Origin of the sequence: Neorhizobium phenanthreniclasticum, from assembly GCF_040066075.1 — a bacterium.
Taxonomy (GTDB): Bacteria; Pseudomonadota; Alphaproteobacteria; order Rhizobiales; family Rhizobiaceae; genus Neorhizobium; species Neorhizobium petrolearium.
Genome location: NZ_JBEAAL010000003.1, coordinates 204,708 through 228,831 on the forward strand (window position 1 = coordinate 204,708; position 24,124 = coordinate 228,831).

A 24,124-nucleotide genomic window follows, 5' to 3' on the forward strand; every position below is an offset into this window, starting at 1 on the left:
ATGCCGTCCATCGCGAATTCTGCCGAGAAAGTGCCCTTCGGGCGTCTTCTCGGCATATTCGCGATCAATCTCGATCGCTCGCCTGACCGGTGGGCCGAGATCGAACGGCATTTCGGCCATCTCGAATGGCCGCTTGAGAGGATTGCGGCCGTCGATGCACGGAACAATCCTCAAGCCGTTCTGTCCGTTCGCGGGCAGTCGCTGCGGTTTCCACCGGACGGCGTGGCCTGGAACGGCCACCGCAACCGGCTCTTCATGCTGACGGAAGAAGCCTGTCTCGCCGGTCATGTGCTGACTTGGCGGCGGTTTCTTGCCTCCGATTTCACCTATGCACTCGTGCTGGAGGACGACGCAGAGCCGCAGCCCGGTTTCGCCGAGGCGGTTTCCGAATTGCTCAGTTCGGATCTCGGCGTCGATATCGTCAAGCTTGAGGGCGTTTTCCGCCCGGGTGGCCGCAAGGTGATAACGATACGTCAACTTGGTGAACACAGGCTGGTTCGTTCGCTGCGCCCTGCATCGGGTTCGGCCGCGTATCTGGTGACGCGCCGAGGTGCGGAGCACCTGCTTGCGGGTGTCGACCAGAACTGCGTGCCGGCCGACGACTTCCTCTGGAGCGGTGCCTACCACGATTGCGACGTGGCGCATCTTGCCCCCTGGGTCATCATGCAGTCGGGCTCGGCGAGCGTGATCGCCACCGACAAGACGTCGAAACGGGCGCATGTCCGCGCGCCGTTCGGCCGGGCCGCACGGATGCCGCTGCTCCGGGCGCTGGAGCGGCTGAAGCTTGTCTGGGCGGCGATCAAAGGCCGGCCCCTGAAACTTTTGAACACGACGGTCGCCCCGTGGGCGCCAAATGGTTATAACCTGAAAGACAGTATGGCGCTTGCCGCCAAGGATCGGAAGTCTAGCAATGGTTGAACTCGCTCTCCCCAAGAACTCCCAGATGACCGAAGGCAAGGTCTGGCCGAAGCCGGAAGGCGCCAAGAACGTTCGCGAGTACCGCGTGTATCGCTGGAATCCGGACGACGGCCAGAACCCGCGTATCGACACCTATTATATCGATGTCGATGATTGCGGGCCGATGGTTCTCGACGGTCTGCTCTATATCAAGAACAATATCGACCCGACCCTGACGCTGCGCCGCTCCTGCCGCGAAGGCATCTGCGGTTCCTGCGCGATGAATATCGACGGTACCAACACGCTCGCCTGCACCAAGGGCATGGACGACATCAAGGGCACCGTGAAGGTCTATCCGCTGCCCCACATGCCGGTGGTGAAGGACCTTGTTCCGGACCTCACCAATTTCTATGCCCAGCACCGTTCGATCGAGCCCTGGCTGAAGACGGTTTCGCCGCCGCCGGCCAAGGAGTGGAAGCAGAGCCACGAGGATCGCCTGAAGCTCGACGGTCTCTACGAATGCATCCTCTGCGCCTGCTGCTCGACCTCCTGTCCGAGCTACTGGTGGAACGGCGACCGCTATCTCGGGCCGGCCGTCCTGTTGCAGGCCTATCGCTGGCTGATCGATAGCCGCGACGAAGCCAAGGGAGAGCGCCTCGACAATCTCGAGGATCCTTTCCGGCTCTATCGCTGCCACACGATCATGAACTGCGCCCAGACCTGCCCCAAGGGTCTGAACCCGGCCAAGGCGATCGCCGAAATCAAGAAGATGATGGTCGAGCGCCGCGTCTGAGGCGCTCGGGCGTCTGTTCTTCCTTGCGGCCCGCTCCCGTATTTCGGGGGCGGGCCGATTTCTTCCTCGCCGGCGAATGATCGTCCAAAACAGCGCCGGCGCCCTGTTGCTTGCCGAAACCGATCGAAGCGTTCTGCAGGCCCGAACTCGCAACAGGCGGTCAAATTGTTCCAGTCACACTTGATTAACCAAGGGGCTTTACGGTAATTCGGTCTCAATTCAGTGGCATTAGCGGCGGATACCGACTGAAAGCGGGAGTTAGATGATGCAGTTCAGATATGTGGCGACGGGCCTTGTTCTTGCGATAGCACTTGCCGGTTGCCAGCGTACTTCATACAGTCCCTACAGCGACTTGCCTTCTCAACCCGCTCCTCTTCAGGCCCAGCCCGTTCCGTCGGTGCAGGGCGGGCAGCTTCCGCCTCCGGGCGGCGCATCGCAGTTCCCCACCGCTCCGGCTGCCAACCCGAACATGGCTGCGGTTGACCCGAATGCGGCGGCGCCGGCGAGTGCTCTCGACGTCAAGAAGGAAGCCATGGTCGGCAACTGGCGTGTCTCGAATGCCGGCGCCTCCTGCGACATGTTCCTGACGCTCACCAATCTCGGGGGCGGTTCGCGCGGCGGAACCCGCGGTTGTGTCGGGGAACTGACGACGATGGGATCCTGGGACGTGTCGGGCAAGATGGTCCAGTTCAAGAACCGGGCCGGCGACGTCATCGGACGGGTCTACAAGAGTGCCGACAACCGTTTCGACGGTACGATGAATTCCGGACAGCCGGTCAGCCTGAGCCGCTGAGCGGCTCCACACATTTGAGAGCGTCCGGTTGGAACCCATCCCCGAATACACGGCGAGCGTCGGCGAAGAGCTGAAGGCGCTGACGTTGTCGGGTGCGTTGACGGCCGATGCCGCCCAGCTCGATGTGGCGGCGAGGCTCGACCATGTCCTGACGTGCCTTAGGGAAACGAAGCCGGCGAAGAAGAAGAGCGCACTCGGCTGGCTATTCGCCAGGGGCGGCGGGCGGCCGCGGGAAATCCGCGGTCTTTACGTCCATGGCAGCGTCGGGCGCGGCAAGACCATGCTGATGGACATGTTCTTCAAGAAGGCGCCGACGGAGAAGAAGCGCCGCGCGCATTTCCACGAGTTCATGGCGGATGTGCACAACCGCATCCATGAGCATCGGATGAGGGTGAAGCGCGGTGAGACGCGGCAGGCCGATCCGGTGCCGCCGGTCGCCGCAGCGCTTTATGCGGAGGCTGAGCTTCTCTGCTTCGATGAATTCTCCGTGACCGACATTACGGATGCAATGATCCTGGCGCGCCTTTTCACCGAGCTTTTCAATCTCGGTTGCGTATTGATCGCGACCTCCAATGTGGCACCGGAAAACCTCTACAAGGACGGGCTCAACCGCGGGCTCTTCCTGCCGTTCATCGCGCTGCTCAACAAGTATGTCGACGTGGTGACGCTCGACTCGCCCAACGATTATCGCATGCAGAAGCTTGCGAGCCTGCCGGTCTATGTGACGCCGCTCGATGGGCGCGCCGACGCGGCGATGGAGGCCGCCTGGCATCAGGTGACGGAAGGCAAGAGGGCCGAACCGGCCGAGATCCCGAGGAAAGGCCGCAGTATTCACGTTCCCGCCGCCGCCGGACGCGCCGCGCGCTTCGATTTTTCGGATATCTGCGGCAAGCCGCTGGGTGCTTCCGATTATCTGGCCATCGCCGGTCGTTTTGATACCGTTTTCGTCGAACATATTCCGCAGCTCGGACCGGACAGGCGGAACGAGGCAAAGCGGCTGATCAACCTGGTCGATGCGTTTTATGACCATGCGGTCAGACTCTACGTTTCCGCAGCGACGCCGCCGGAGGATATTCTCCTGGAGCGGAAGGGGACGGAAGGCTTCGAATTCGACCGAACCGTCTCGCGCCTCTTCGAGATGCGCAGCCCCGACTATCTTGCACTGCATCAGGAAAAACGCCGCCGAGTTTGAAGTTTCGGTGACATTATATCTTACGTTTACGTAAGAATTTTATTATCTAACCGATTGAAAAATATACTCACAAAATAATCGATTGCCATTTTTCCCGTATGGCTGTATGCGATCGTCCACATTGGCGGATCTGCCCTGGTCTGCTGTGGATTCAGATCTCGAAAGGAAGCTTTTCGATGGCGCGCAAGAAGATCGCACTTATTGGTTCTGGCATGATCGGTGGCACGCTGGCGCATCTCGCCAGCCTGAAAGAGCTGGGCGACGTCGTCCTCTTCGACATCGCCGACGGTATTCCGCAGGGCAAGGGCCTCGACATCGCCCAGTCCGGTCCGGTCGAAGGTTTCAATGCGAAGCTCTCCGGCGCCAGCGATTATTCGGCCATCGAAGGCGCCGACGTCTGCATCGTCACCGCCGGTGTTGCCCGCAAGCCGGGCATGAGCCGCGACGACCTGCTCGGCATCAACCTCAAGGTCATGGAGCAGGTCGGCGCCGGCATCAAGAAATATGCCCCGAACGCCTTCGTGATCTGCATCACCAATCCGCTCGACGCGATGGTCTGGGCGCTCCAGAAATTCTCGGGCCTGCCGAAGAACATGGTCGTCGGCATGGCCGGCGTGCTCGACTCGGCCCGTTTCCGCCTCTTCATCTCCGAAGAATTCAACGTTTCCGTTCAGGACGTCACCGCATTCGTTCTTGGCGGCCATGGCGATACGATGGTGCCGCTGGCACGCTATTCCACCGTTGGCGGCATTCCGTTGACCGACCTTGTGAAGATGGGCTGGACCACCAAGGAGCGCCTCGAAGAGATCATCCAGCGCACCCGTGACGGCGGCGCCGAAATCGTTGGTCTGCTCAAGACCGGTTCGGCTTACTACGCTCCGGCCGCATCCGCGATCGAGATGGCCGAATCCTACCTCAAGGACAAGAAGCGCGTGCTGCCTTGCGCAGCCTACCTTTCCGGTCAGTACGGCGTGAAGGACATGTATGTCGGCGTTCCGGTGGTTCTCGGCGCCGGTGGTGTCGAGCGCGTCATCGAAGTCGAATTCAACAAGGATGAAGAGGCGGCTTTCCAGAAATCCGTCGGCGCAGTCGCCGGTCTTTGCGAGGCCTGCATCAACATCGCCCCCGCTCTGAAGTAATGGGCGCGCTGAAATAATCGAAACAGGGATTGACCCATGAATATCCATGAATATCAGGCCAAGGCTCTGCTGAAGAGCTACGGTGCGCCGGTGGCCCAGGGCGTGGCCATCCTGAAGGTCGAAGAGGCGGAGGCGGCTGCGAAGTCGCTTCCCGGCCCGCTCTACGTCGTGAAGAGCCAGATCCATGCCGGCGGCCGCGGCAAGGGCAAGTTCAAGGAACTGCCTCCGGAAGCCAAGGGCGGCGTTCGCCTCGCCAAGTCGATCGAAGAGGTCGTCGCCAACGTCAAGGACATGCTCGGCAACACGCTGGTGACCGCGCAGACCGGCGAAGCCGGCAAGCAAGTCAACCGCCTCTATATCGAAGACGGCGCCGATATCTCCCGTGAGCTCTATTGCTCGCTGCTGGTCGATCGCTCGGTCGGCCGCGTGGCCTTCGTCGTCTCGACCGAAGGCGGCATGGACATCGAGGCCGTCGCCCACGATACGCCCGAGAAGATCCACACGATCGCCATCGATCCGGAAGCCGGGGTGACGGCTGCCGACGTCGCTGCGATCTCCAAGGCTCTCGAGCTTACCGGTGCTGCCGCAGAGGACGCCAAGTCGCTCTTCCCGATTCTCTACAAGGCCTTCGACGAGAAGGACATGTCGCTTCTCGAAATCAACCCGCTGATCGTCATGCAGAACGGCCACCTGCGCGTCCTCGACGCCAAGGTTTCGTTCGATGGCAATGCGCTGTTCCGTCACGATGACATCAAGGCGCTGCGCGACGAGACCGAGGAAGACAGCAAGGAAATCGAGGCCTCCAAGTGGGACCTCGCCTATGTAGCGCTCGACGGTAATATCGGCTGCATGGTCAATGGCGCCGGCCTCGCCATGGCGACGATGGACATCATCAAGCTTTACGGCAAGGAGCCGGCGAACTTCTGCGACGTCGGCGGCGGCGCCGGCAAGGAGAAGGTCGCTGCAGCCTTCAAGATCATCACCGCGGACCCCAAGGTCGAAGGCATTCTCGTCAATATCTTCGGCGGCATCATGCGCTGCGACGTTATCGCCGAGGGCGTTGTCGCAGCCGTGCAGGAAGTCGGCCTGAAGGTTCCGCTCGTCGTGCGCCTGGAAGGCACCAATGTCGAGCTCGGCAAGAAAATCCTGAATGAGTCCGGTCTCGCGATCACTGCGGCTGACGACCTTGACGACGCGGCGAAGAAGATCGTCGCGGCGATCGAAGCCTAACCTGGAAGGACCGCAACCAATGTCTATTCTCGTCAACAAAGACACGAAGGTCATCGTCCAGGGCCTGACCGGCAAGACCGGCACCTTCCATACGGAACAGGCGCTCGCCTATTACGGCACCAAGATGGTGGGCGGTGTTCATCCCAAAAAGGGCGGCGAAGCGTGGTCATCGGGCGTCGACGGCACGTCGCTGCCGATCTTCACGTCCGTTGCTGAAGCCAAGGAAAAGACCGGCGCCGACGCGTCCGTCATCTATGTCCCGCCGGCGGGCGCCGCCGACGCGATCATCGAGGCGATCGAAGCCGAGATCCCGTTCATCACCTGCATCACCGAAGGTATCCCGGTGATGGACATGGTTCGCGTCAAGGCTCGCCTCGACCGATCCAAGTCCCGCCTGCTCGGCCCGAACTGCCCTGGCATCCTGACGCCGGAAGAGTGCAAGATCGGCATCATGCCGGGCTCCATCTTCCGCAAGGGTTCGGTCGGTATTGTTTCGCGTTCCGGCACGCTGACCTACGAAGCGGTCTTCCAGACCTCGAACGAAGGCCTCGGCCAGACCACGGCCGTTGGCATCGGTGGCGACCCGGTCAAGGGCACCGAGTTCATCGATGTGCTGGAAATGTTCCTGGCCGATGACGCTACGCAGTCGATCATCATGATCGGCGAAATCGGCGGCTCGGCGGAAGAAGATGCGGCGCAGTTCCTCAAGGACGAAGCCAAGAAGGGCCGCAAGAAGCCGATGGCTGGCTTTATCGCCGGCCGCACGGCTCCGAAGGGCCGCACGATGGGCCATGCCGGCGCTGTCGTTTCCGGTGGCAAGGGCGATGCGGAATCGAAAATCGCGGCCATGGAATCGGCGGGTATCAAGGTGTCGCCGTCTCCGGCCCGCCTGGGTAAGACGCTGGTTGAAGTCCTCAAGGGCTGACGCCACATAAGAGCAAGCTTCGGGCAGGCGAAAAGGAACATGGTTCGCCTGCCCGTATTTCGCGTAAAGCGCGCGTGACATTCCGCATCTGCGGTCTATGTCACACCATGAATGAAAGCGGCGGCCGACGCTCTTCGGCCTCAATTACGGCAGGAGGCGGGCGCGGCGCCCGCAAGAAACCATGGCACGGCAAGAAGCCAACGAGCAATTTCTCATCACCTCTTTCCTGGACGGTCAGAATGCAACCTATATCGAGCAGCTCCATGCCCGGTATGAGGACGATCCGAATTCGGTTGCACCGGAATGGCAGGCTTTCTTCAAGGCGCTAGCCGACAATCCGGACGATGTGAAGAAAGCGGCAAACGGAGCTTCCTGGCAGCGCAAGAACTGGCCGATCGCCGCCAATGGTGAATTGGTCTCAGCGCTCGACGGCAACTGGCCCGTTGTCGAAAAGGCGATCGAAAAGAAGGTCCAGGCGAAGGCCGAAGCCTCTGCCGCTGCCTCCGGCAAGCCGATCGATCCCGCCGCTGTCCTGCAGGCAACCCGCGACAGCGTGCGTGCCATCATGATGATCCGCGCCTACCGCATGCGTGGCCACCTGCATGCCAAGCTCGATCCGCTCGGTCTTGCAGCTCCGGTCGAGGATTATAACGAGCTTTCGCCGACGGCCTACGGCTTCACGGAAGCCGATTACGACCGCAAGATCTTCATCGACAACGTGCTCGGCCTCGAATACGCGAGCATTCGCGAGATGATCGAGATTCTGGAGCGCACCTATTGCTCGACGATCGGCGTGGAGTTCATGCACATCTCCAACCCGGAGGAGAAGCAGTGGATCCAGGAGCGCATCGAGGGCCCGGACAAGGGCGTTGAATTTACTCAAAACGGCAAGAAGGCGATCCTGCAGAAGCTGGTCGAGGCGGAAGGCTACGAGCAGTTCCTCGACGTCAGGTTCAAGGGTACGAAGCGTTTCGGTCTCGATGGCGGTGAATCGCTCATCCCGGCGCTGGAGCAGATCATCAAGCGCGGTGGCCAGGAAGGACTCGAGGAAGTCGTTCTCGGCATGGCGCATCGCGGCCGCCTCAACGTGCTGACCAATGTCATGGGCAAGCCGCACCGCGCCGTCTTCCACGAGTTCAAGGGCGGTTCCTTCAAGCCGGACGAAGTCGAAGGCTCGGGCGACGTGAAGTACCACCTCGGCGCATCCTCGGACCGTGAGTTCGACGGCAACAAGGTGCACCTGTCGCTGACGGCCAATCCGTCGCATCTCGAAATCGTCAACCCGGTCGTCATGGGCAAGGCCCGCGCCAAGCAGGACATGCTCGCCAAGGTCTGGGAAGGCGATATCATCCCGCTGCGCGAGCGCGCCAAGGTGCTGCCGCTGCTGTTGCACGGCGATGCGGCCTTTGCCGGCCAGGGCGTGGTTGCCGAAGTGCTCGGCCTTTCCGGCCTGCGCGGTCATCGCGTCGCCGGCACGATGCATTTCATCATCAACAACCAGATCGGCTTCACCACCAATCCGGCCTTCTCGCGCTCGTCGCCCTATCCGTCCGATGTTGCCAAGATGATCGAGGCGCCGATCTTCCACGTCAACGGCGACGATCCGGAGGCGGTCGTCTATGCAGCAAAGATCGCGACCGAATTCCGGATGAAGTTCCACAAGCCGGTTGTTATCGACATGTTCTGCTACCGCCGCTTCGGCCATAACGAAGGCGACGAGCCGGCGTTCACGCAGCCGAAGATGTACAAGGTCATTCGCGGCCACAAGACGGTGTCCCAGCTTTATGCCGACCGCCTGATTGCCGAAGGCCTCGTGACCGAGGGCGAATTCGAGAAGATGAAGGCTGATTGGCGCGCGCATCTGGAGGCCGAGTTCGAGGCCGGCCAGAGCTACAAGCCGAACAAGGCCGACTGGCTGGATGGCCAATGGTCCGGCCTGCGCTCGGCCGACAATGCCGACGAGCAGCGTCGCGGCAAGACGGCCGTGCCGATGAAGCAGTTGAAGGAGATCGGCCGCAAGCTTTCGACGATCCCGGAAGGCTTCAGCGCGCATCGCACCATCCGCCGCTTCATGGAAAACCGTGCGCAGATGGTCGAAACCGGTGAAGGGATCGACTGGGCGATGGCCGAGGCTTTGGCGTTCGGTTCGCTTGCAACGGAAGGTACGAAGATCCGCCTCTCCGGCCAGGATTGCGAACGCGGCACGTTCTCGCAGCGCCATTCGGTCCTCTACGATCAGGATACCGAAGACCGCTATATTCCGCTTGCCAACCTGTCGCCCACACAGGCCCGTTACGAAGTCATCAACTCCATGCTCTCGGAAGAGGCAGTGCTGGGCTTCGAATACGGTTATTCGCTGGCCCGTCCGAACGCATTGACGCTCTGGGAAGCCCAGTTCGGCGACTTCGCCAATGGTGCGCAGGTCGTGTTCGACCAGTTCATCTCGTCGGGCGAACGCAAGTGGCTGCGCATGTCCGGTCTCGTTTGCCTGCTGCCGCACGGTTACGAAGGCCAGGGGCCTGAACACTCGTCGGCCCGCCTCGAACGCTGGCTGCAGATGTGCGCGGAAGACAACATGCAGGTCGCCAACTGCACCACGCCGGCCAACTACTTCCATATCCTGCGCCGGCAGGTGAAGCGCGACTTCCGCAAGCCGTTGATCCTGATGACGCCGAAGTCTCTCCTGCGGCACAAGCGGGCGACCTCGGCGCTTGCCGAAATGGCGGGTGAATCCTCCTTCCATCGCCTGCTTTGGGATGATGCGGAGGTCATCAAGGACGGTCCGATCAAGCTGCAGAAGGATTCGAAGATCCGTCGCGTCGTTCTCTGCACCGGCAAGGTCTATTATGATCTTCTGGAAGAGCGCGAAAAGCGCGGCATCGACGACATCTACCTGCTGCGCATCGAACAGCTCTATCCATTCCCGGCCAAGGCGCTCATCAACGAGCTTTCCCGCTTCCGCAATGCGGAAATGGTCTGGTGCCAGGAAGAGCCGAAGAACATGGGCGCCTGGGCCTTCATCGATCCCTACCTGGAATGGGTGCTCGCCCATATCGATGCGAAGTATCAGCGGGTCCGCTATACCGGCCGGCCGGCTGCGGCTTCGCCCGCGACAGGCCAGATGTCCAAGCATCTGGCGCAGCTCGAGGCCTTCCTCGAAGACGCGCTCGGCGGCTGAGACATCAGCCGCCTTCCCATCCTTTCAAAAACACATCTGACAAACACGGAAACAGATCATGGCCACCGAAATCCGCGTCCCCACCCTCGGCGAATCCGTCAGCGAGGCGACCGTCGGCACCTGGTTCAAGAAAGTCGGCGATACGGTCAAGGCCGATGAACCGCTCCTTGAGCTCGAAACGGACAAGGTGACCGTAGAAGTGCCGTCGCCGGCAGCCGGCGTGCTCTCCGAGATCGTTGCCAACAATGGCGAGACCGTCGGTCTCGGCGCGCTGCTCGGCCAGATTGCCGAAGGTGGTGCAGGCGTTGCGGCTGCCGCACCGGCCGCCAAGCCCACTGAGGCCGCTCCGGCCAAGGTTGCCGAGGCTGCTGCGGCTGCTCCCGCAGCAGCCTCGGCACCGGCTGCCGCCGCGTCCTCCATGCCGCCGGCTCCGGCTGCCGCCAAGATCGCCGCGGACAACAACATTTCCACCGCCGATATCGAAGGCTCGGGCAAGCGTGGCCAGGTGTTGAAGGGTGATGTGATCGCTGCCGTCGCCAAGGGCATTTCCGCACCGGCGCAGGCGCCTGCCGCACCGGCTGCGCCGCGTCCGGTTTCCTCGGCCGATGATGCTGCCCGCGAAGAGCGCGTGAAGATGACGCGCCTGCGCCAGACGATCGCCCGCCGCCTCAAGGACGCGCAGAACACCGCCGCCATGCTGACCACCTATAACGAGGTGGACATGAAGGCCGTCATGGATCTGCGCAACAAGTACAAGGACATCTTCGAGAAGAAGCACGGCGTGAAGCTCGGCTTCATGGGTTTCTTCACCAAGGCGGTCACCCATGCGCTGAAGGAACTGCCGGCCGTCAACGCCGAGATCGACGGGACCGACATCATCTACAAGAACTACTGCCATATCGGCGTCGCCGTCGGCACCGACAAGGGCCTCGTCGTTCCGGTCGTGCGCGATGCCGACCAGATGTCGATCGCCGAGATCGAAAAGGATATCGGCCGCCTCGGCAAGCTTGCCCGTGACGGCGCGTTGTCCATGGCCGACATGCAGGGCGGCACGTTCACGATCTCCAACGGCGGTGTCTACGGCTCGCTGATGTCCTCGCCGATCCTCAATGCGCCTCAGTCCGGCATCCTCGGCATGCACAAGATCCAGGAGCGTCCGGTCGTCATCGGCGGCCAGATCGTCATCCGTCCGATGATGTATCTGGCGCTTTCCTACGATCACCGCATGGTAGATGGCAAGGAAGCCGTGACCTTCCTGGTCCGTGTGAAGGAGAGCCTGGAAGATCCGGAACGCCTGGTTCTCGATCTCTAAGACGGGATTGCAATGATGGAAGCGCTCGGGGTTACCGCAACGCCTTACATGACGCTGCTGGCCCTGAGCGTGATCCTGCTCGTTGTCCACATCTCGGTTCAGGCCGTGCTATCGACCCGCGAACTCGGCCGCGACTGGAACGCAGGGCCGCGGGATGAAGGACTGGAGCCGAAAGGCAAGTTGGTTGGCCGCGCCGCGCGGGCGTCGAAGAATTTTCAGGAGACCTATCCGGCCTTTATCGGGCTTCTGCTCGGAGTCGCCTTTGCGGGTGACGATGCCTCGGGTTTGGGACTGATCGGTGGCTGGATCTGGTTCATCGCCCGCCTCATCTATCTGCCGCTCTATCTGGCAGGCATCCCGTATTTCCGGTCGTTCGTCTGGCTGATCGGTCTCGCCGGGCTTGGCGCCATGATGATCGCACTATTCCGGTGAATGCGATGAAAGCACCCTTCAAGACATGGCTTGTTTCGCTCTGCCTGCTGCCGGGAATGGCGGAGGCCCAAGAACGATGCGCACTCGAGAAGGCGGTGTTCACCGAGGCGGAAGCCGGGACGACACTTTCGTTCAGGCCGGTGGGCTCGGATGCGGCGGTCGTCAGCCATCTGTTCACGATCATCGGGGGCAAGCTGAAACTCGACGGCCACATCATGTATGACGAGGAAACGCGCCGCCCGGGCGGCATGGTGATGAACAACTGCCCTGAGGGCGATGCGACGGGAGCGGAGCTCAGGGCTTGTACGATCTGGACAGGCGTCCCCTATATCCTCGATGTGGCAACCGGCCATATCGACATATTGGGACCGGAAGGAAGCGAGGCTCCGGACGCGATCCTGATGCCGGGGTTCGGCCCTGCGATCCGCCATTCGGCGCTCTGGGACAAGAGCGGTCTCAGGCAGGTTCCCTGGGATCTTTATGAATTCAAGGAATGCAAGGCGGCGTGAGCTCAGCTCCTCCGCAGGTTATCAAGAGAAGGATTTGTCATGGCTTATGATCTCGTCGTAATCGGAAGCGGCCCGGGCGGTTATGTTTGCGCCATAAAGGCAGCCCAGCTCGGCCTCAAGGTCGCGGTGGTGGAAAAGCGCGCCACTTACGGCGGGACATGCCTCAACATTGGCTGCATTCCTTCCAAGGCGCTGCTGCACGCTTCCGAGATGTTCCATCATGCAGTCCATGGCATGGATGCGCTCGGCGTTGAGGTTTCTGCTCCCAAGCTGAACCTTGAGAAGATGATGGCGCACAAGGATGCGACGGTGAAGTCGAATGTCGACGGCGTTGCTTTCCTCTTCAAGAAGAACAAGATCGACGGCTTCCAGGGTACCGGCAAGATCGTCTCAGCGGGCAAGGTTTCGGTGACCGGCGAGGATGGCAAGGTTCAGGAGATCCAAACAAAGAACATCGTCATCGCCACCGGCTCCGACGTTGCCGGCATTCCGGGCGTCAATGTCGAGATCGATGAAAAGGTGATCATCTCCTCGACCGGCGGCATCGCGCTTGAAAAGGTGCCGGAGCAGCTGATCGTCGTCGGCGGCGGCGTCATCGGGATGGAACTCGGTTCGGTCTGGTCGCGCCTTGGTGCCAAGGTCACTGTCGTGGAATATCTCGACAAGCTGCTCGGCGGCATGGACGGCGAAGCGGCAAAGCAGTTCCAGCGCATGATGGTCAAACAGGGCATGGATATCCGCACCGAGGCCAAGGTTACCGGTGTCGAAAAGACCGCCAAAGGTGCCAAGGTCACCTACGAGCCGGTCAAGGGCGGCGAAGCCCAGACGCTTGAGGCGGACGTCGTGCTGATCGCTACCGGCCGCAAGCCTTATACCGAGGGCCTTGGCCTGGAAGCCGCCGGAGTCAAGCTCGACAACCGCGGCCGCGTCGAGATCGACGGTCATTTCAAGACCAATGTCGACGGCATCTATGCCATTGGTGACGTCGTTCGCGGCCCGATGCTGGCCCACAAGGCGGAAGACGAGGGCGTGGCGCTTGCCGAAATCCTTGCCGGCCAGCACGGCCATGTGAACTACGACGTCATTCCGGGCGTCGTCTATACCCAGCCGGAAGTGGCTTCCGTCGGCAAGACGGAAGAGGAATTGAAGGCGGCGGGCATCGCCTACAAGGTCGGCAAGTTCCCGTTCACGGCGAACGGCCGCGCCCGCGCCATGCTGGCAACCGATGGTTTCGTGAAGATCCTGGCCGAGAAGGAGACCGATCGGGTCCTCGGCGGTCATATCGTCGGCTTCGGCGCCGGCGAGATGATCCACGAAATCGCCGTGCTGATGGAATTCGGCGGGTCGTCGGAAGATCTCGGCCGCACCTGCCACGCACACCCGACCATGTCGGAAGCGGTCAAGGAAGCGGCGCTCGCCACCTTCTTCAAGCCGATCCACATGTAGAAAATGCCAGAGATAGAACGTTGAGAAGCCGCGGGATGGAAGCATCCCGCGGCTTCTGCTTTTTGGCTTGGCTTGCTTGTGCATATTGCCGCAGGGCCTGCTCACCTCATCCTGATCTGCATCAAAGAGTTAGCAGGATTTTAGCCGAAAACGGCTCACGCTTTCAGACATCCCACTCTGGTTTCATCGATGCTGGCCGATATGGGAAACCGGCTGTCTTGCTCCGGCATTCGTTCGTAGAGACCGGCCTTTTTGCGGAACAGCAAATCCAGGATTAAATCTCTGTCATCTTGCGGATCGTTGCTTGTGGACAGAGCTGCGGCTTCTATAGTTTCCATCGATAAGATATTGAAAAGGTAGAAAAAATGGAAAGCGTTACTCCAGTTTCCTTCTCGCTTCCGCAGCGTGCGGTGCATTGGGCCACCGCATTGCTCGTCTTCTTCAACCTCTTGTTCACGGAAGGCATGGAAGAATGGAATCGCGCCGTTCGTCGCACCGGCAGTGCGACAGCGGAACAGGTCGCCAGCGCCAACATCCATGCTTATGTCGGTATTGCGATCCTCATTCTTCTCGCTCTCCGTATCATCCTCCGTTTCACGTCCGGGGCACCGGCGGCACCGCCGGAAGAACCCGCTCTCTTCAGGTTCGGGGCCAAGCTGGTGCATGCAGCGCTCTACGTCTTGTTGATCGCGATACCATTGACAGGCATCGGCGCCTATTATCTCGGCAACAGCCAGGCGGGCGAAGTGCATGCGGAGGTTCTGAAGACCCTGCTCTGGATCGTCATCGCCGCCCATGTCCTGGGCGCACTGATGCATCAGTTCTACTGGAAGACCAATGTCCTGCGGCGCATGACGGTTGGCTGAGGCTCAATCGGCCCGCGTGACCGCGAATCCCTGCCGGCGCAGGAGTTTCACGAGCCCTTCCTCGCCCGGCAGGTGAAGGGCGCCGACGGCGATGAATGCTCCGCCTTCCGCGAGAATGGGGGCGGCACGATCTGCCATCACGTGGTTGCGCTTGGTCACGACCAGTTTCTCGAATTCGGCGTAACCCGCATCGTCGTCGCCTTCGGGAGCGATGGTCTTGAGCAATGGCATGATGAGGCCGATGTCGCCGGAGAGATAGAGTTCGGTCATGGTCTCGAAGACATCGTCCATCTTCGGGCCAAGCCTGACAGTTTCGACCAGCGATTTCAGGTGGAACTCGACCGGGATGGCGGCCATGGCCGAGAGCTGCTCGACAAATGTCTCAAGGCCCTTCACCGGCTTGCCGGCGGCAACGGCATCGAGAGCGATCCGCTTGTCCAGAAAATCGGGGTTTGCAGCCTTCCGTGCCATCTCGCATGCGGGAAGCGATACGAATGCCATCAGCATCCAGGGCTTCATGCGCGAGACGGCAGCAAGCGGAATGCCGCGCTGCTTCAAGCCCGCTTCGAGCAGGGCGACGTCCTCCTTCGGCAGCAGCTTTTCGATGGAGCTGCCGTCCGTGAACATGGTGAGTTCGGGCTTCGCCAAAATGCCCGCCATCGCCTTCTTCTCGTCGAGGATCTCGTCGGATTCGATGACGATCGTGCTGCTCTTCGCCTGGGCATCCGCCGCTCCGGGCGGCATTTTCAGGACCCGCGGATCGGAGACATGCATGGTTCCGAGAAGATACGAGGTAGCGACGCCCTCTTTTCCGATCTTCCAGAAGATGCCCCTGCCGTTCGGCACCTTGTCAGTCTCCGTCACGAGTTGCTGATAGGCGGTGGGATTTTCAATCTTCATTTCGTCAAGGAGATTTACGCCGTGACATACGGGCGTTTGCGCTTGCGCAGGCGACAGCGAGCCAAGGACGAGAAGAAGGGAAGCAAGCGCAATCAGATGCGCAGCCGCAATCAGCCACAGGGTGAGACTTTGAGCGCGCCTGAAAAAGGCGCCAGCGGGAGAGGCGAAGGCGGGAGTCGTCATGTCATCCGTCCGGAAAGGCTGCCGGCATATTAGCCATAGGCTCTAGATAAGCACTTAATGCAGGTAGTTAATGAGATATTTACGCTCGCGGGTGGGCGCGGTCGTAGACTTCCAGCAGCCGGGACGAATCGACGCCGGTATAGACCTGGGTCGTCGAAAGGCTGGCATGGCCCAGGAGTTCCTGGATGGTGCGCAGATCGCCGCCACCGGCCAGAAGATGCGTGGCGAAGGAATGGCGCAGCGCATGCGGCGTTGCCGTTTCCGGCAGGCCGAGGGCGCTCCTGAGCTTCTGCATCTCGCGCTGGATGATCGCCGGCTGCAGCGGCCCGCCGCGCGCGCCGCGGAAAAGCGGCTCGTCCGCGGCGATATGGAACGGACAAAGCTTCCTGTAGGTCGCCACCGCATCGAACACGATCGGCAGCAATGGCACGATGCGCGTTTTGCCACCCTTGCCGGTGATACGCAGCGTTGTCGAACCGGGGGCGAGGTCGGCGGGCTTGAGGCCTAGCGCTTCCGAGATGCGCAGTCCGCAGCCATAGAGCAGGGTGAGCACCGCGGCATCGCGCGCGGCGATCCAGGGTTCCTCCTGCAATTGGGCGTCCGTAGTGACGAGGTTCAGCGCCTGGCGATCGGTGAGCGGCTTCGGCAGGGATTTCGGCTGCTTCGGCGCGCGGATTGCGCCGGCGGCTGCGGCGTTCACCAGGCCCTTGCGCTCCAGATAGCGCAAGAAGGAGCGAAGTCCTGCCAGATGGCGGCCTAGCGAACGTGCGCCGGACCCTTCCCGACGGCGCGCGGCCAGGAAGGCGCGCAGATCCGCGGGACGCAGGGTATGGATATCGGCAAGCCTGGCCGGACCTCCCAGGTGAGCGGTCAGGAATGTCAGGAATTGCCGCGTGTCGCGCTCATAGGCATCCAGGGTGTTGTCGGAAAGGCGACGTTCGTTCGCCAGGCTCTGAAGCCATTCGCGGCGTTTTGCGACCAGATCGGGTGCGGCAATAATCAGCAGTTCGTTCATTCCCGGACCCGGTTGAATTCTGAGAAAAGCCGCCCCAGATTGCTACCGACGGCGTTACGAAATTCCTAAGCCCTATTTTAGTCCATGTAACAATGTCATCGTTCGATCATACAGGCTGCGATATAATGGCGGCCTGCCAGCGGGAGTTTCTATGGCGCGCCGTGATTCCACCACCACGTTCGGACAGTTCGCGGAGACAATCGCTCTCGTTTCTCAAGGCAAGCCCGGCCATATCGTTGACACGCTGATCGCCGAGCGCGGCGAGCGCATCGTGAAGAATCCGCTTTGGCCAGTGATGCGACCGTTTCTCTATGCGCTGCTGCGCTACGGCAAGGCAATCGAATTCGCGGACGATGTTGCCAGCATGCCCGGCTTTCAGTCCTTCGAATATCTGAGCAATGTGCTGCAGCTGGATATTGCGATCGCCAATGCCGAGCGCATTCCTGCCGCGGGCGGTTTCATCCTTGTCAGCAATCATCCGACCGGTATTGCCGATGGCGTCGCTATCTTCGACCTGCTGAAAGAGCGCAGGCCTGACATGATGATCTTCGCCAATCGCGATGCGATTCGCGTAAACCCGCGCTTTGCCGAAATGATCATTCCGGTCGAATGGCGGGAAGAATACAAGAGCAAGCTGAAGGCCCGCGAAACTTTGGTTCTGACCAACAAGACGGTAGAGGACGGCAAGGTGATGGTGCTCTTCCCGTCGGGCCGCATCGCCTATTGGGCGGACGGGAAGCTCAATGAACGCCCCTGGAAGACGTCGGCCGTGGGGCTGGCGCGCAAATACAACATGCCCATACTGCCGATCCATATGCGGGCACGCAATTCCGGCCTGTTCTACTGGTTCGCCAAGTGGTCGACCGAACTGCGCGACATGACGGTATTCTACGAACTTTTGAACAAGAAGGGCGACCGTTTCGATTTCACCATCGGCCAGATGATCCAGCCGGATCAGCTTGAAGGTGATGCGGCCGAGGTCACCAAGGCACTGGAGCATCATACCGTCTTCGAACTTGCCGCCAATGGTGATGCGAAGTTCATGCCTCGCTTCTAACTTGCGCGGGATCGTGTAGAAGTCGGACATGCTGCTTCGCTCGATGTTCGCCCAGAACTACCGCTCGCTCCGGTCAATTCGCATGGATCTTTCCGGTGTCAACCTGTTCATCGGCGAGAACGGCGTCGGAAAGTCCAACCTCTACCGCGCTCTTCAACTCGTTCAGGCGGCTGTGCGGGGCAATCTGGCTTACGAGATCGCGGCCGAAGGCGGCATGGCGTCTGCGCTCTGGTCCGGCCCGAGGCGGGAGGAGAAGAATTTTCGGATCAAGTTCGAGGCGGAGGTGCTGGACGAGGAGCGGGCCATCACCTTTCGCTATCGGGTCGAGGCGGGGCTTCGCCCGCCCATCGACGCAGCGGGCTTTGTCTTCGAGCCGCAGGTGAAAGCGGAAGAGCTGTCGGTCGAGACGGGTTCGCGGCCGGTGACGATGATGAAGCGCGCCGGGCCGGGCATCATGGTGCGGGGAACAAGCGGGCGGATGGAGGAATATCCCGAACAGGCGATGACGTCCGAGACGGCGATCGCGCTGCTTGGCGATGCCGGGCACTACCCGGAAGTCGGCGCCTTTCGCCGCCTGGTCGATGGATGGCGGTTCTTTCACGGGTTTCGCACGGACCGGGACTCACCTTTGCGGCAGCCCTGTCTCGCTGTGACCTCTCCTCTCCTGGATCAGGACGGCAGCAACATGGCCGCGGTCTTTGCGACGCTGGTGCACACGCGCGGGGATACGGTGGAGCTCGACCGGGCGGTTGCGGCCGCTTTCGGCGGGGCGAAGCTCTCTGTGCCGGAGCCCGGCGAACATGCGGAATTCGGTCTCGTCTTTCCGGATTTTCCGCGGCGGGTGTTTCAACCGCGCGAGCTTTCCGACGGTCAGATCCGTTTTCTGGGACTCGCGGCCGCGCTGATGTCCTATCGCCAGCCGCCACTGATTGCGCTCAACGAACCGGAAACCAGCCTGCACCCGGACATGCTGCCGCCGCTTGCCGACATGATTGCGGAAGCCTCCCGCTCCAGCCAGATCTGGATTGTCACGCATTCGGAAGTGCTGGCTGCGGCGGTCGAGGCGCGTTGCGGCAGCCGGCCACGCAGAGTGATCAGACAAGGGGGCGCCACCTGGATCGAAGGCATGAGGCTGACGGGGGTCATCGACACACAGGATGAGTAGCCCTCTTCAGGGTTCACTTTTGTTCCGCGTCGGGGCATGTTCGCCGCCCATGGGCAAAGATTCGTCCGATCTCTTCGGTTCGCTGTTTAAAACACCGCCATTGGTTAAAGTGGTGCCGGTCCTGGTGCCGCTGCCGGTGCCGGGCGCCTATAGCTATGCGGTTCCGGAAGGCTTGGCAGTGGAGCCCGGCTCGGTCGTGCAGGTACCAGTCGGGCCGCGGCAATTGATCGGCGTCGTCTGGGACGGCGAGAACGACGACAGGCTCGATCCGAAGAAGCTCCGACCGATAACGCTCGCCTTCGATTGCCCGCCGCTTTCAAAAGAAATGCGCGATTTCATCGACTGGGTTGCGAACTATACGCTCTCGCCGCCCGGGTTGGTGGCACGCATGGCTATCCGGGCGCCGGCGGCCCTCGAACCAGAGCCGATGGTGGAGGGCCTGCGTTACCTCGGCGGCCGGCCGGAGCGTCTGACGCCTGCGCGGACCCGGGTGCTCGATCTGGCCAATCAGGAAGACATCCCCTGGACCCGCAGCGGGCTGGCGCATGCGGCCGGCGTCTCATTAAGCGTCATCGACGGGCTCACCGCACAGGGCATATTCGAAACGGTCTTCCTGGCCCCCCCTCCCGTCGTCGCCAGGCCCGATCCGGACTATATCGCGCCGCGCATCGAGGGACCGCAGAAGGAGGCCGCCGCGGAGATCGTCGACTCGATCCGGACCGGCGGCTTTTCCACGTCGCTGATCGACGGCGTTACCGGCTCCGGCAAGACGGAAGTGTATTTCGAGGCAATCGCGGAGACCTTGCGGCGCGGCAAGCAGGTCCTGATCCTGCTGCCGGAAATTGCGCTGACGGCGAGCTTTCTCGAACGTTTCCAGGACCGGTTCGGCGCCAAGCCGGGCGAATGGCATTCCGATCTTTCGCCGCGCATGCGTGAAAAGGTCTGGCGCGGTGTTGTGACGGGCGAGGTGCAGGTCGTGGCCGGCGCCCGCTCCGCGCTCTTTCTGCCTTTCGAGAACCTCGGGCTCATTATCGTCGATGAAGAGCACGATCCCGCCTACAAGCAGGAAGACCGCGTTTTCTATAATGCCCGCGACATGGCCGTGGTTCGCGCCCGGATCGGTGATTTTCCGATCGTGCTCGTCTCGGCGACGCCATCGGTCGAAAGCCAGGTCAACGGGCTTTCCGGTCGTTACAACACCGTGCATCTGCCGACCCGTTTCGGCGATGCGGCGATGCCAGACCTGCATCTCATCGACATGCGACGCCACCCGCCGGAGCGCGGCGGCTTTTTGTCGCCCCTGCTGATCCGGGCAATTGCCAAGACGATCGGGCGTGGTGAGCAGGCGCTGCTCTTCCTCAACCGCCGGGGCTACGCGCCGCTGACGCTCTGCCGCGTCTGCGGCCATCGTTTCCAGTGCCCGCAATGTTCGAGCTGGCTCGTGGAACACCGTTTCAAGAACCAGATCCAATGCCATCAATGCGGTTACTCCGAGCCGACGCCCGAAGCCTGCCCGGAATGCGGGACGCTCGATCATCTCGTCGCCTGCGGGCCGGGCGTGGAGCGGATTGCCGAGGAAGTGGAGAAACATTTCCCCGATGCGCGGACGATCGTCATGTCCTCAGACCTGCTCGGCGGCGTCAAGCGCATGCGGCTGGAGCTGGAGGCGATCGCCAAGGGCGATGCCGATATCGTCATCGGCACGCAGCTCGTCGCCAAGGGGCACAATTTCCCGCTGATGACGCTGGTCGGCATCGTCGACTCCGACCTTGGACTGTCGAACGGCGATCCGCGGGCGGCGGAGCGCACCTTTCAGCTCCTTTCCCAGGTGACCGGCCGAGCGGGCCGGACGGGTCGCAAGAGCCACGGCCTGCTACAGACCTTCCAGCCGCAGCATCCGGTCATGCAGGCGATCGTTTCGGGCGACGCCAGCGCTTTCTACGAGCGCGAGATTGCCGAGAGAGAAAAGGCGATACTCCCTCCCTTCGGTCGACTCGCCTCGCTGATCGTATCGGCCGATACGCGGGCGGATGCGGAAAGCCATGCCCGCGGGCTCAGAGCTGCTGCGCCTAAGGTTAGCGGCATTTCCGTGCTCGGACCGGCGGAAGCGCCGCTTGCGCTGGTGCGGGGCCGGCACCGTTTTCGGCTGCTCGTACATGGGCGGCGCAATTCCGACATGCAGGCCTTCCTCCGGGCGATGCTGGCAAACGGGCCGAAGCAGCGTGGGTCGGTGCAGATCCAGCTCGATATCGACCCGCAGAGCTTTCTCTAAGTCGCCACTCTTAGCGAGTTGTTTACCGCTTGCGCTAAAATCAGACGATTCGAATAAGGGCGAGAACCGGATGGAACTCTATTTTCCCACTGAACTCGGCGAACAACTCGCTTTCGTGTGCGCCGCGGCAACTGCTGTTCTCGGCCTCGTCGCTTTCCTGTTCCCGGCTTTCGTCCTGCGCCTGACGGCATTCCAGATCGGCGAAGTGCGGCCGGAGGGGTACGCTTCCGTTCGCGCCGCGGGAGCGCATCATCTTGGGCTGGGGCTGACGGCCATCATGCTGGCCCAGGACTGGATCTATATGGTGCTCGGTATCGCACTCGGATTCGCAGCCACCGGACGTCTCGTCTCCTGCGCCTTCGACCGGGCCTTCACCCTTCGAAATATCGCATTTTTCTTACTTCAGGTTGTGCTGGCGGCCGGGCCGCTCGCCTATGTCTTCGGGACGATTTGACGCCTCAATTTGAGGCCGCGGACCACAATTGCCTGAAAATCCCTCCGCTTGCGGGATAAAATGCGGTTCAAGCCCTTGCATCCAAGGCTTTTTCCTCTATCAGGCGTGTTGCGGTGGCCTACATCCTATGCTAGACGAACCGCGAAAGTCGGAAAGGGTAGGGCGCCCGCCCTGCAGGTTCTGAGAAATAATCAAACGATTTCAAGGTCTTGCTGCACCTTTTACGGAAGGTTTGGCGCTTGGATGGCAATACAGGGAAACTGTGCCCGTGGCAGACACGTCCCAGCTTATTTCCGGTGTAGCGGAGCGTTACGCTTCCTCGCTTTTCGAACTGGCTCTGGAGGCTGGTTCGGTCGACAAGGTCGGTGCCGATCTTGATCGTTTTCAGGTGCTGTTGGACGAAAGCGAAGACCTGCGACGCCTGGTCGCAAGCCCGGTTTTTTCCGCCGAGGAGCAGCAGAAAGCCATCGTCGCCGTTGCCGACAAGGTTGGCATCACGGGCCTCGTCGGCAATTTTTTGAAGGTCGTTGCCGGCAATCGCCGCCTCTTCGCGCTCCCCGGCATGATCCGCGCCTATCGCGAGATCGCTGCGGCGCATCGCGGAGAAATCACCGCCGAGGTCACTTCGGCATATGCGCTTTCCACGGCGCAGGAAACTGAGCTCAAGTCGGCGCTGAAGGGCGTTACCGGCAAGGATGTGGCAATCGCCGTGACGGTCGATCCGTCGCTTCTCGGCGGTCTCATCGTCAAGGTCGGCTCTCGTCAGATCGACACCTCCCTTCGCACCAAACTTTCCACCCTTAAGCTTGCACTGAAAGAGGTTGGCTGATGGATATCCGCGCCGCGGAAATTTCCGCAATTCTGAAAGATCAAATCAAAAACTTCGGCCAGGAGGCTGAGGTTTCCGAAGTCGGCCAGGTTCTTTCCGTTGGCGATGGTATCGCCCGCGTTTATGGTCTGGACAATGTCCAGGCCGGTGAAATGGTCGAGTTCCCGGGCGGCATCCGCGGCATGGCGCTGAACCTCGAAGCCGACAACGTCGGCGTGGTTATCTTCGGCTCCGACCGTGCCATCAAGGAAGGCGACACCGTCAAGCGGACCGGCGCCATCGTTGACGTTCCGGTTGGTCCGGAACTGCTCGGCCGCGTCGTCGACGCGCTTGGCAATCCGATCGACGGCAAAGGCCCGATCAATGCAACCCGCCGTTCGCGCGTCGACGTGAAGGCTCCGGGCATTATTCCGCGCAAGTCGGTTCATGAGCCGATGTCGACCGGTCTCAAGGCCATCGACGCCCTCATCCCGGTCGGCCGTGGCCAGCGCGAACTCGTCATCGGCGACCGCCAGACCGGCAAGACCGCCATCATTCTCGATACGATCCTGAACCAGAAGGCCATTCACGACAACGGCCCTGATTCGGAAAAGCTGTACTGCGTCTACGTCGCCATCGGCCAGAAGCGTTCGACCGTTGCCCAGTTCGTCAAGGTTCTCGAAGAGCGCGGCGCCCTGCAGTATTCGATCATCGTTGCCGCTACGGCTTCCGACCCGGCCCCGATGCAGTATCTGGCGCCGTTTGCCGGTTGCGCCATGGGCGAATACTTCCGTGACAACGGCCAGCACGCCCTGATCGGTTACGACGACCTTTCCAAGCAGGCCGTCGCCTATCGTCAGATGTCGTTGCTGTTGCGCCGTCCGCCAGGCCGTGAAGCCTACCCGGGTGACGTCTTCTACCTGCATTCCCGCCTTCTGGAGCGCGCCGCAAAGCTCAACGACGACCGCGGTGCCGGTTCGCTGACTGCTCTGCCGGTCATTGAAACCCAGGGCAACGACGTTTCGGCCTTCATTCCGACCAACGTGATCTCGATCACCGACGGCCAGATCTTCCTCGAAACTGACCTCTTCTACCAGGGTATCCGCCCGGCCGTTAACGTCGGTCTGTCGGTTTCCCGTGTCGGTTCTGCCGCACAGATCAAGGCGATGAAGCAGGTTGCCGGTTCGATCAAGGGTGAACTCGCCCAGTATCGCGAAATGGCTGCCTTCGCCCAGTTCGGTTCGGATCTCGATGCCGCGACACAGCGCCTTCTGAACCGCGGTGCCCGCCTGACCGAGCTCCTGAAGCAGCCGCAGTTCTCGCCGCTCAAGACGGAAGAGCAGGTTGTGGTGATCTTCGCCGGCGTCAACGGCTATCTCGACAAGATTTCCGTCGCGGAGGTCGGCAAGTTCGAGCAGGGCCTGCTGTCCTACCTGCGTACCGAAGGCAAGGCTATCCTCGATACGATCCGTAGCGAGAAGCAGATTTCGGACGACACGCGCGCGAAACTCAAGGCGGCTCTCGACAGCTTTGCCAAGTCTTTCGCCTGAGAACGGAT

General features: G+C 61.3%; 21 protein-coding genes. 19 read left to right on the plus strand and 2 right to left on the minus strand.

Annotated features, from left to right (window positions below; genetic code table 11):
• The 13 genes from ABK249_RS07135 to ABK249_RS07195 all read left to right on the plus strand — a co-directional run bounded on the left by ABK249_RS07135 (nucleotide 1) and on the right by ABK249_RS07195 (nucleotide 14,712).
• A complete protein-coding gene (locus tag ABK249_RS07135; protein WP_227704350.1) occupies nucleotides 1–918 on the plus strand; it encodes a glycosyltransferase family 25 protein in 918 nt (305 codons plus the stop codon).
• Nucleotides 911–1,690 (plus strand): succinate dehydrogenase iron-sulfur subunit, encoded by a 780-nt coding sequence (locus ABK249_RS07140; protein WP_227704349.1) that lies wholly within the window; start codon nucleotides 911–913, stop codon nucleotides 1,688–1,690. The genes ABK249_RS07135 and ABK249_RS07140 overlap by 8 nt, the downstream gene beginning before the upstream one ends.
• A 265-nt stretch (nucleotides 1,691–1,955) precedes the next feature.
• Nucleotides 1,956–2,483, plus strand: a complete 528-nt coding sequence (locus ABK249_RS07145) for a protease inhibitor Inh/omp19 family protein (protein WP_037157288.1) — start codon at nucleotides 1,956–1,958, stop codon at nucleotides 2,481–2,483.
• A gap of 28 nt (nucleotides 2,484–2,511) precedes the next feature.
• Nucleotides 2,512–3,675 carry a cell division protein ZapE gene (gene zapE / locus ABK249_RS07150; RefSeq protein ID WP_037156790.1) on the plus strand — a complete coding sequence of 388 codons (1,164 nt, stop codon included), beginning with the start codon at nucleotides 2,512–2,514 and terminating at the stop codon, nucleotides 3,673–3,675.
• Nucleotides 3,676–3,851: 176 nt separating this feature from the next.
• A complete protein-coding gene (gene mdh, locus ABK249_RS07155) occupies nucleotides 3,852–4,814 on the plus strand; it encodes a malate dehydrogenase (RefSeq protein WP_037156792.1) in 963 nt (320 codons plus the stop codon).
• A 36-nt stretch (nucleotides 4,815–4,850) separates the two neighbouring features.
• Entirely contained in the window at nucleotides 4,851–6,044 is a 1,194-nt protein-coding gene (gene sucC, locus ABK249_RS07160) for an ADP-forming succinate--CoA ligase subunit beta (protein WP_037156794.1), read from the plus strand.
• Between the two features lie 19 nt (nucleotides 6,045–6,063).
• A complete protein-coding gene (sucD, locus tag ABK249_RS07165) occupies nucleotides 6,064–6,969 on the plus strand; it encodes a succinate--CoA ligase subunit alpha (RefSeq protein ID WP_037156796.1) in 906 nt (301 codons plus the stop codon).
• Between the two features lie 181 nt (nucleotides 6,970–7,150).
• Entirely contained in the window at nucleotides 7,151–10,147 is a 2,997-nt protein-coding gene (locus tag ABK249_RS07170; protein WP_227704348.1) for a 2-oxoglutarate dehydrogenase E1 component, read from the plus strand.
• 58 nt (nucleotides 10,148–10,205) lie between these two features.
• On the plus strand, nucleotides 10,206–11,459 hold the full coding sequence (gene odhB, locus ABK249_RS07175) for a 2-oxoglutarate dehydrogenase complex dihydrolipoyllysine-residue succinyltransferase (RefSeq protein WP_227704347.1): 1,254 nt from the start codon (nucleotides 10,206–10,208) through the stop codon (nucleotides 11,457–11,459).
• Nucleotides 11,460–11,474: 15 nt separating this feature from the next.
• Nucleotides 11,475–11,891, plus strand: coding sequence for an MAPEG family protein (locus ABK249_RS07180; RefSeq protein ID WP_227704346.1), 417 nt, complete (start codon nucleotides 11,475–11,477; stop codon nucleotides 11,889–11,891).
• 5 nt (nucleotides 11,892–11,896) lie between these two features.
• Complete coding sequence (locus ABK249_RS07185; protein WP_227704345.1) at nucleotides 11,897–12,400, plus strand: hypothetical protein; 504 nt, start codon at nucleotides 11,897–11,899, stop codon at nucleotides 12,398–12,400.
• A gap of 39 nt (nucleotides 12,401–12,439) precedes the next feature.
• Nucleotides 12,440–13,846 (plus strand): dihydrolipoyl dehydrogenase, encoded by a 1,407-nt coding sequence (lpdA, locus tag ABK249_RS07190; RefSeq protein ID WP_227704344.1) that lies wholly within the window; start codon nucleotides 12,440–12,442, stop codon nucleotides 13,844–13,846.
• Nucleotides 13,847–14,211: 365 nt separating this feature from the next.
• A complete protein-coding gene (locus tag ABK249_RS07195; RefSeq protein WP_227704343.1) occupies nucleotides 14,212–14,712 on the plus strand; it encodes a cytochrome b in 501 nt (166 codons plus the stop codon).
• Nucleotides 14,713–14,715: 3 nt separating this feature from the next.
• On the opposite strand, the gene ABK249_RS07200 is transcribed toward ABK249_RS07195, so the two are convergent.
• Both ABK249_RS07200 and ABK249_RS07205 read right to left on the minus strand, forming a co-directional pair.
• Nucleotides 14,716–15,795, minus strand: a complete 1,080-nt coding sequence (locus tag ABK249_RS07200; protein ID WP_227704342.1) for a TraB/GumN family protein — start codon at nucleotides 15,793–15,795, stop codon at nucleotides 14,716–14,718.
• A 79-nt stretch (nucleotides 15,796–15,874) separates the two neighbouring features.
• Complete coding sequence (locus ABK249_RS07205) at nucleotides 15,875–16,810, minus strand: tyrosine recombinase XerC (protein ID WP_227704341.1); 936 nt, start codon at nucleotides 16,808–16,810, stop codon at nucleotides 15,875–15,877.
• A 151-nt stretch (nucleotides 16,811–16,961) separates the two neighbouring features.
• On the opposite strand from ABK249_RS07205, the gene ABK249_RS07210 reads away from it, so the two are divergent.
• The 6 genes from ABK249_RS07210 to atpA all read left to right on the plus strand — a co-directional run bounded on the left by ABK249_RS07210 (nucleotide 16,962) and on the right by atpA (nucleotide 24,116).
• A complete protein-coding gene (locus ABK249_RS07210) occupies nucleotides 16,962–17,867 on the plus strand; it encodes a GNAT family N-acetyltransferase (protein ID WP_227704340.1) in 906 nt (301 codons plus the stop codon).
• A 28-nt stretch (nucleotides 17,868–17,895) separates the two neighbouring features.
• Nucleotides 17,896–19,032 (plus strand): AAA family ATPase, encoded by a 1,137-nt coding sequence (locus tag ABK249_RS07215; protein WP_227704339.1) that lies wholly within the window; start codon nucleotides 17,896–17,898, stop codon nucleotides 19,030–19,032.
• 49 nt (nucleotides 19,033–19,081) lie between these two features.
• Nucleotides 19,082–21,304, plus strand: coding sequence for a primosomal protein N' (locus ABK249_RS07220; protein WP_227704338.1), 2,223 nt, complete (start codon nucleotides 19,082–19,084; stop codon nucleotides 21,302–21,304).
• A 70-nt stretch (nucleotides 21,305–21,374) separates the two neighbouring features.
• Nucleotides 21,375–21,758: an AGROH133_08824 family phage infection protein gene (locus ABK249_RS07225; RefSeq protein ID WP_037156820.1), complete on the plus strand. Its 384-nt coding sequence runs from the start codon at nucleotides 21,375–21,377 to the stop codon at nucleotides 21,756–21,758.
• 262 nt (nucleotides 21,759–22,020) lie between these two features.
• Entirely contained in the window at nucleotides 22,021–22,587 is a 567-nt protein-coding gene (locus ABK249_RS07230; RefSeq protein ID WP_152601253.1) for a F0F1 ATP synthase subunit delta, read from the plus strand.
• Nucleotides 22,587–24,116, plus strand: coding sequence for a F0F1 ATP synthase subunit alpha (gene atpA / locus ABK249_RS07235; protein WP_037156825.1), 1,530 nt, complete (start codon nucleotides 22,587–22,589; stop codon nucleotides 24,114–24,116). Before ABK249_RS07230 ends, atpA begins: the two co-directional genes overlap by 1 nt.
• The last annotated feature ends 8 nt before the right edge of the window (nucleotides 24,117–24,124 follow it).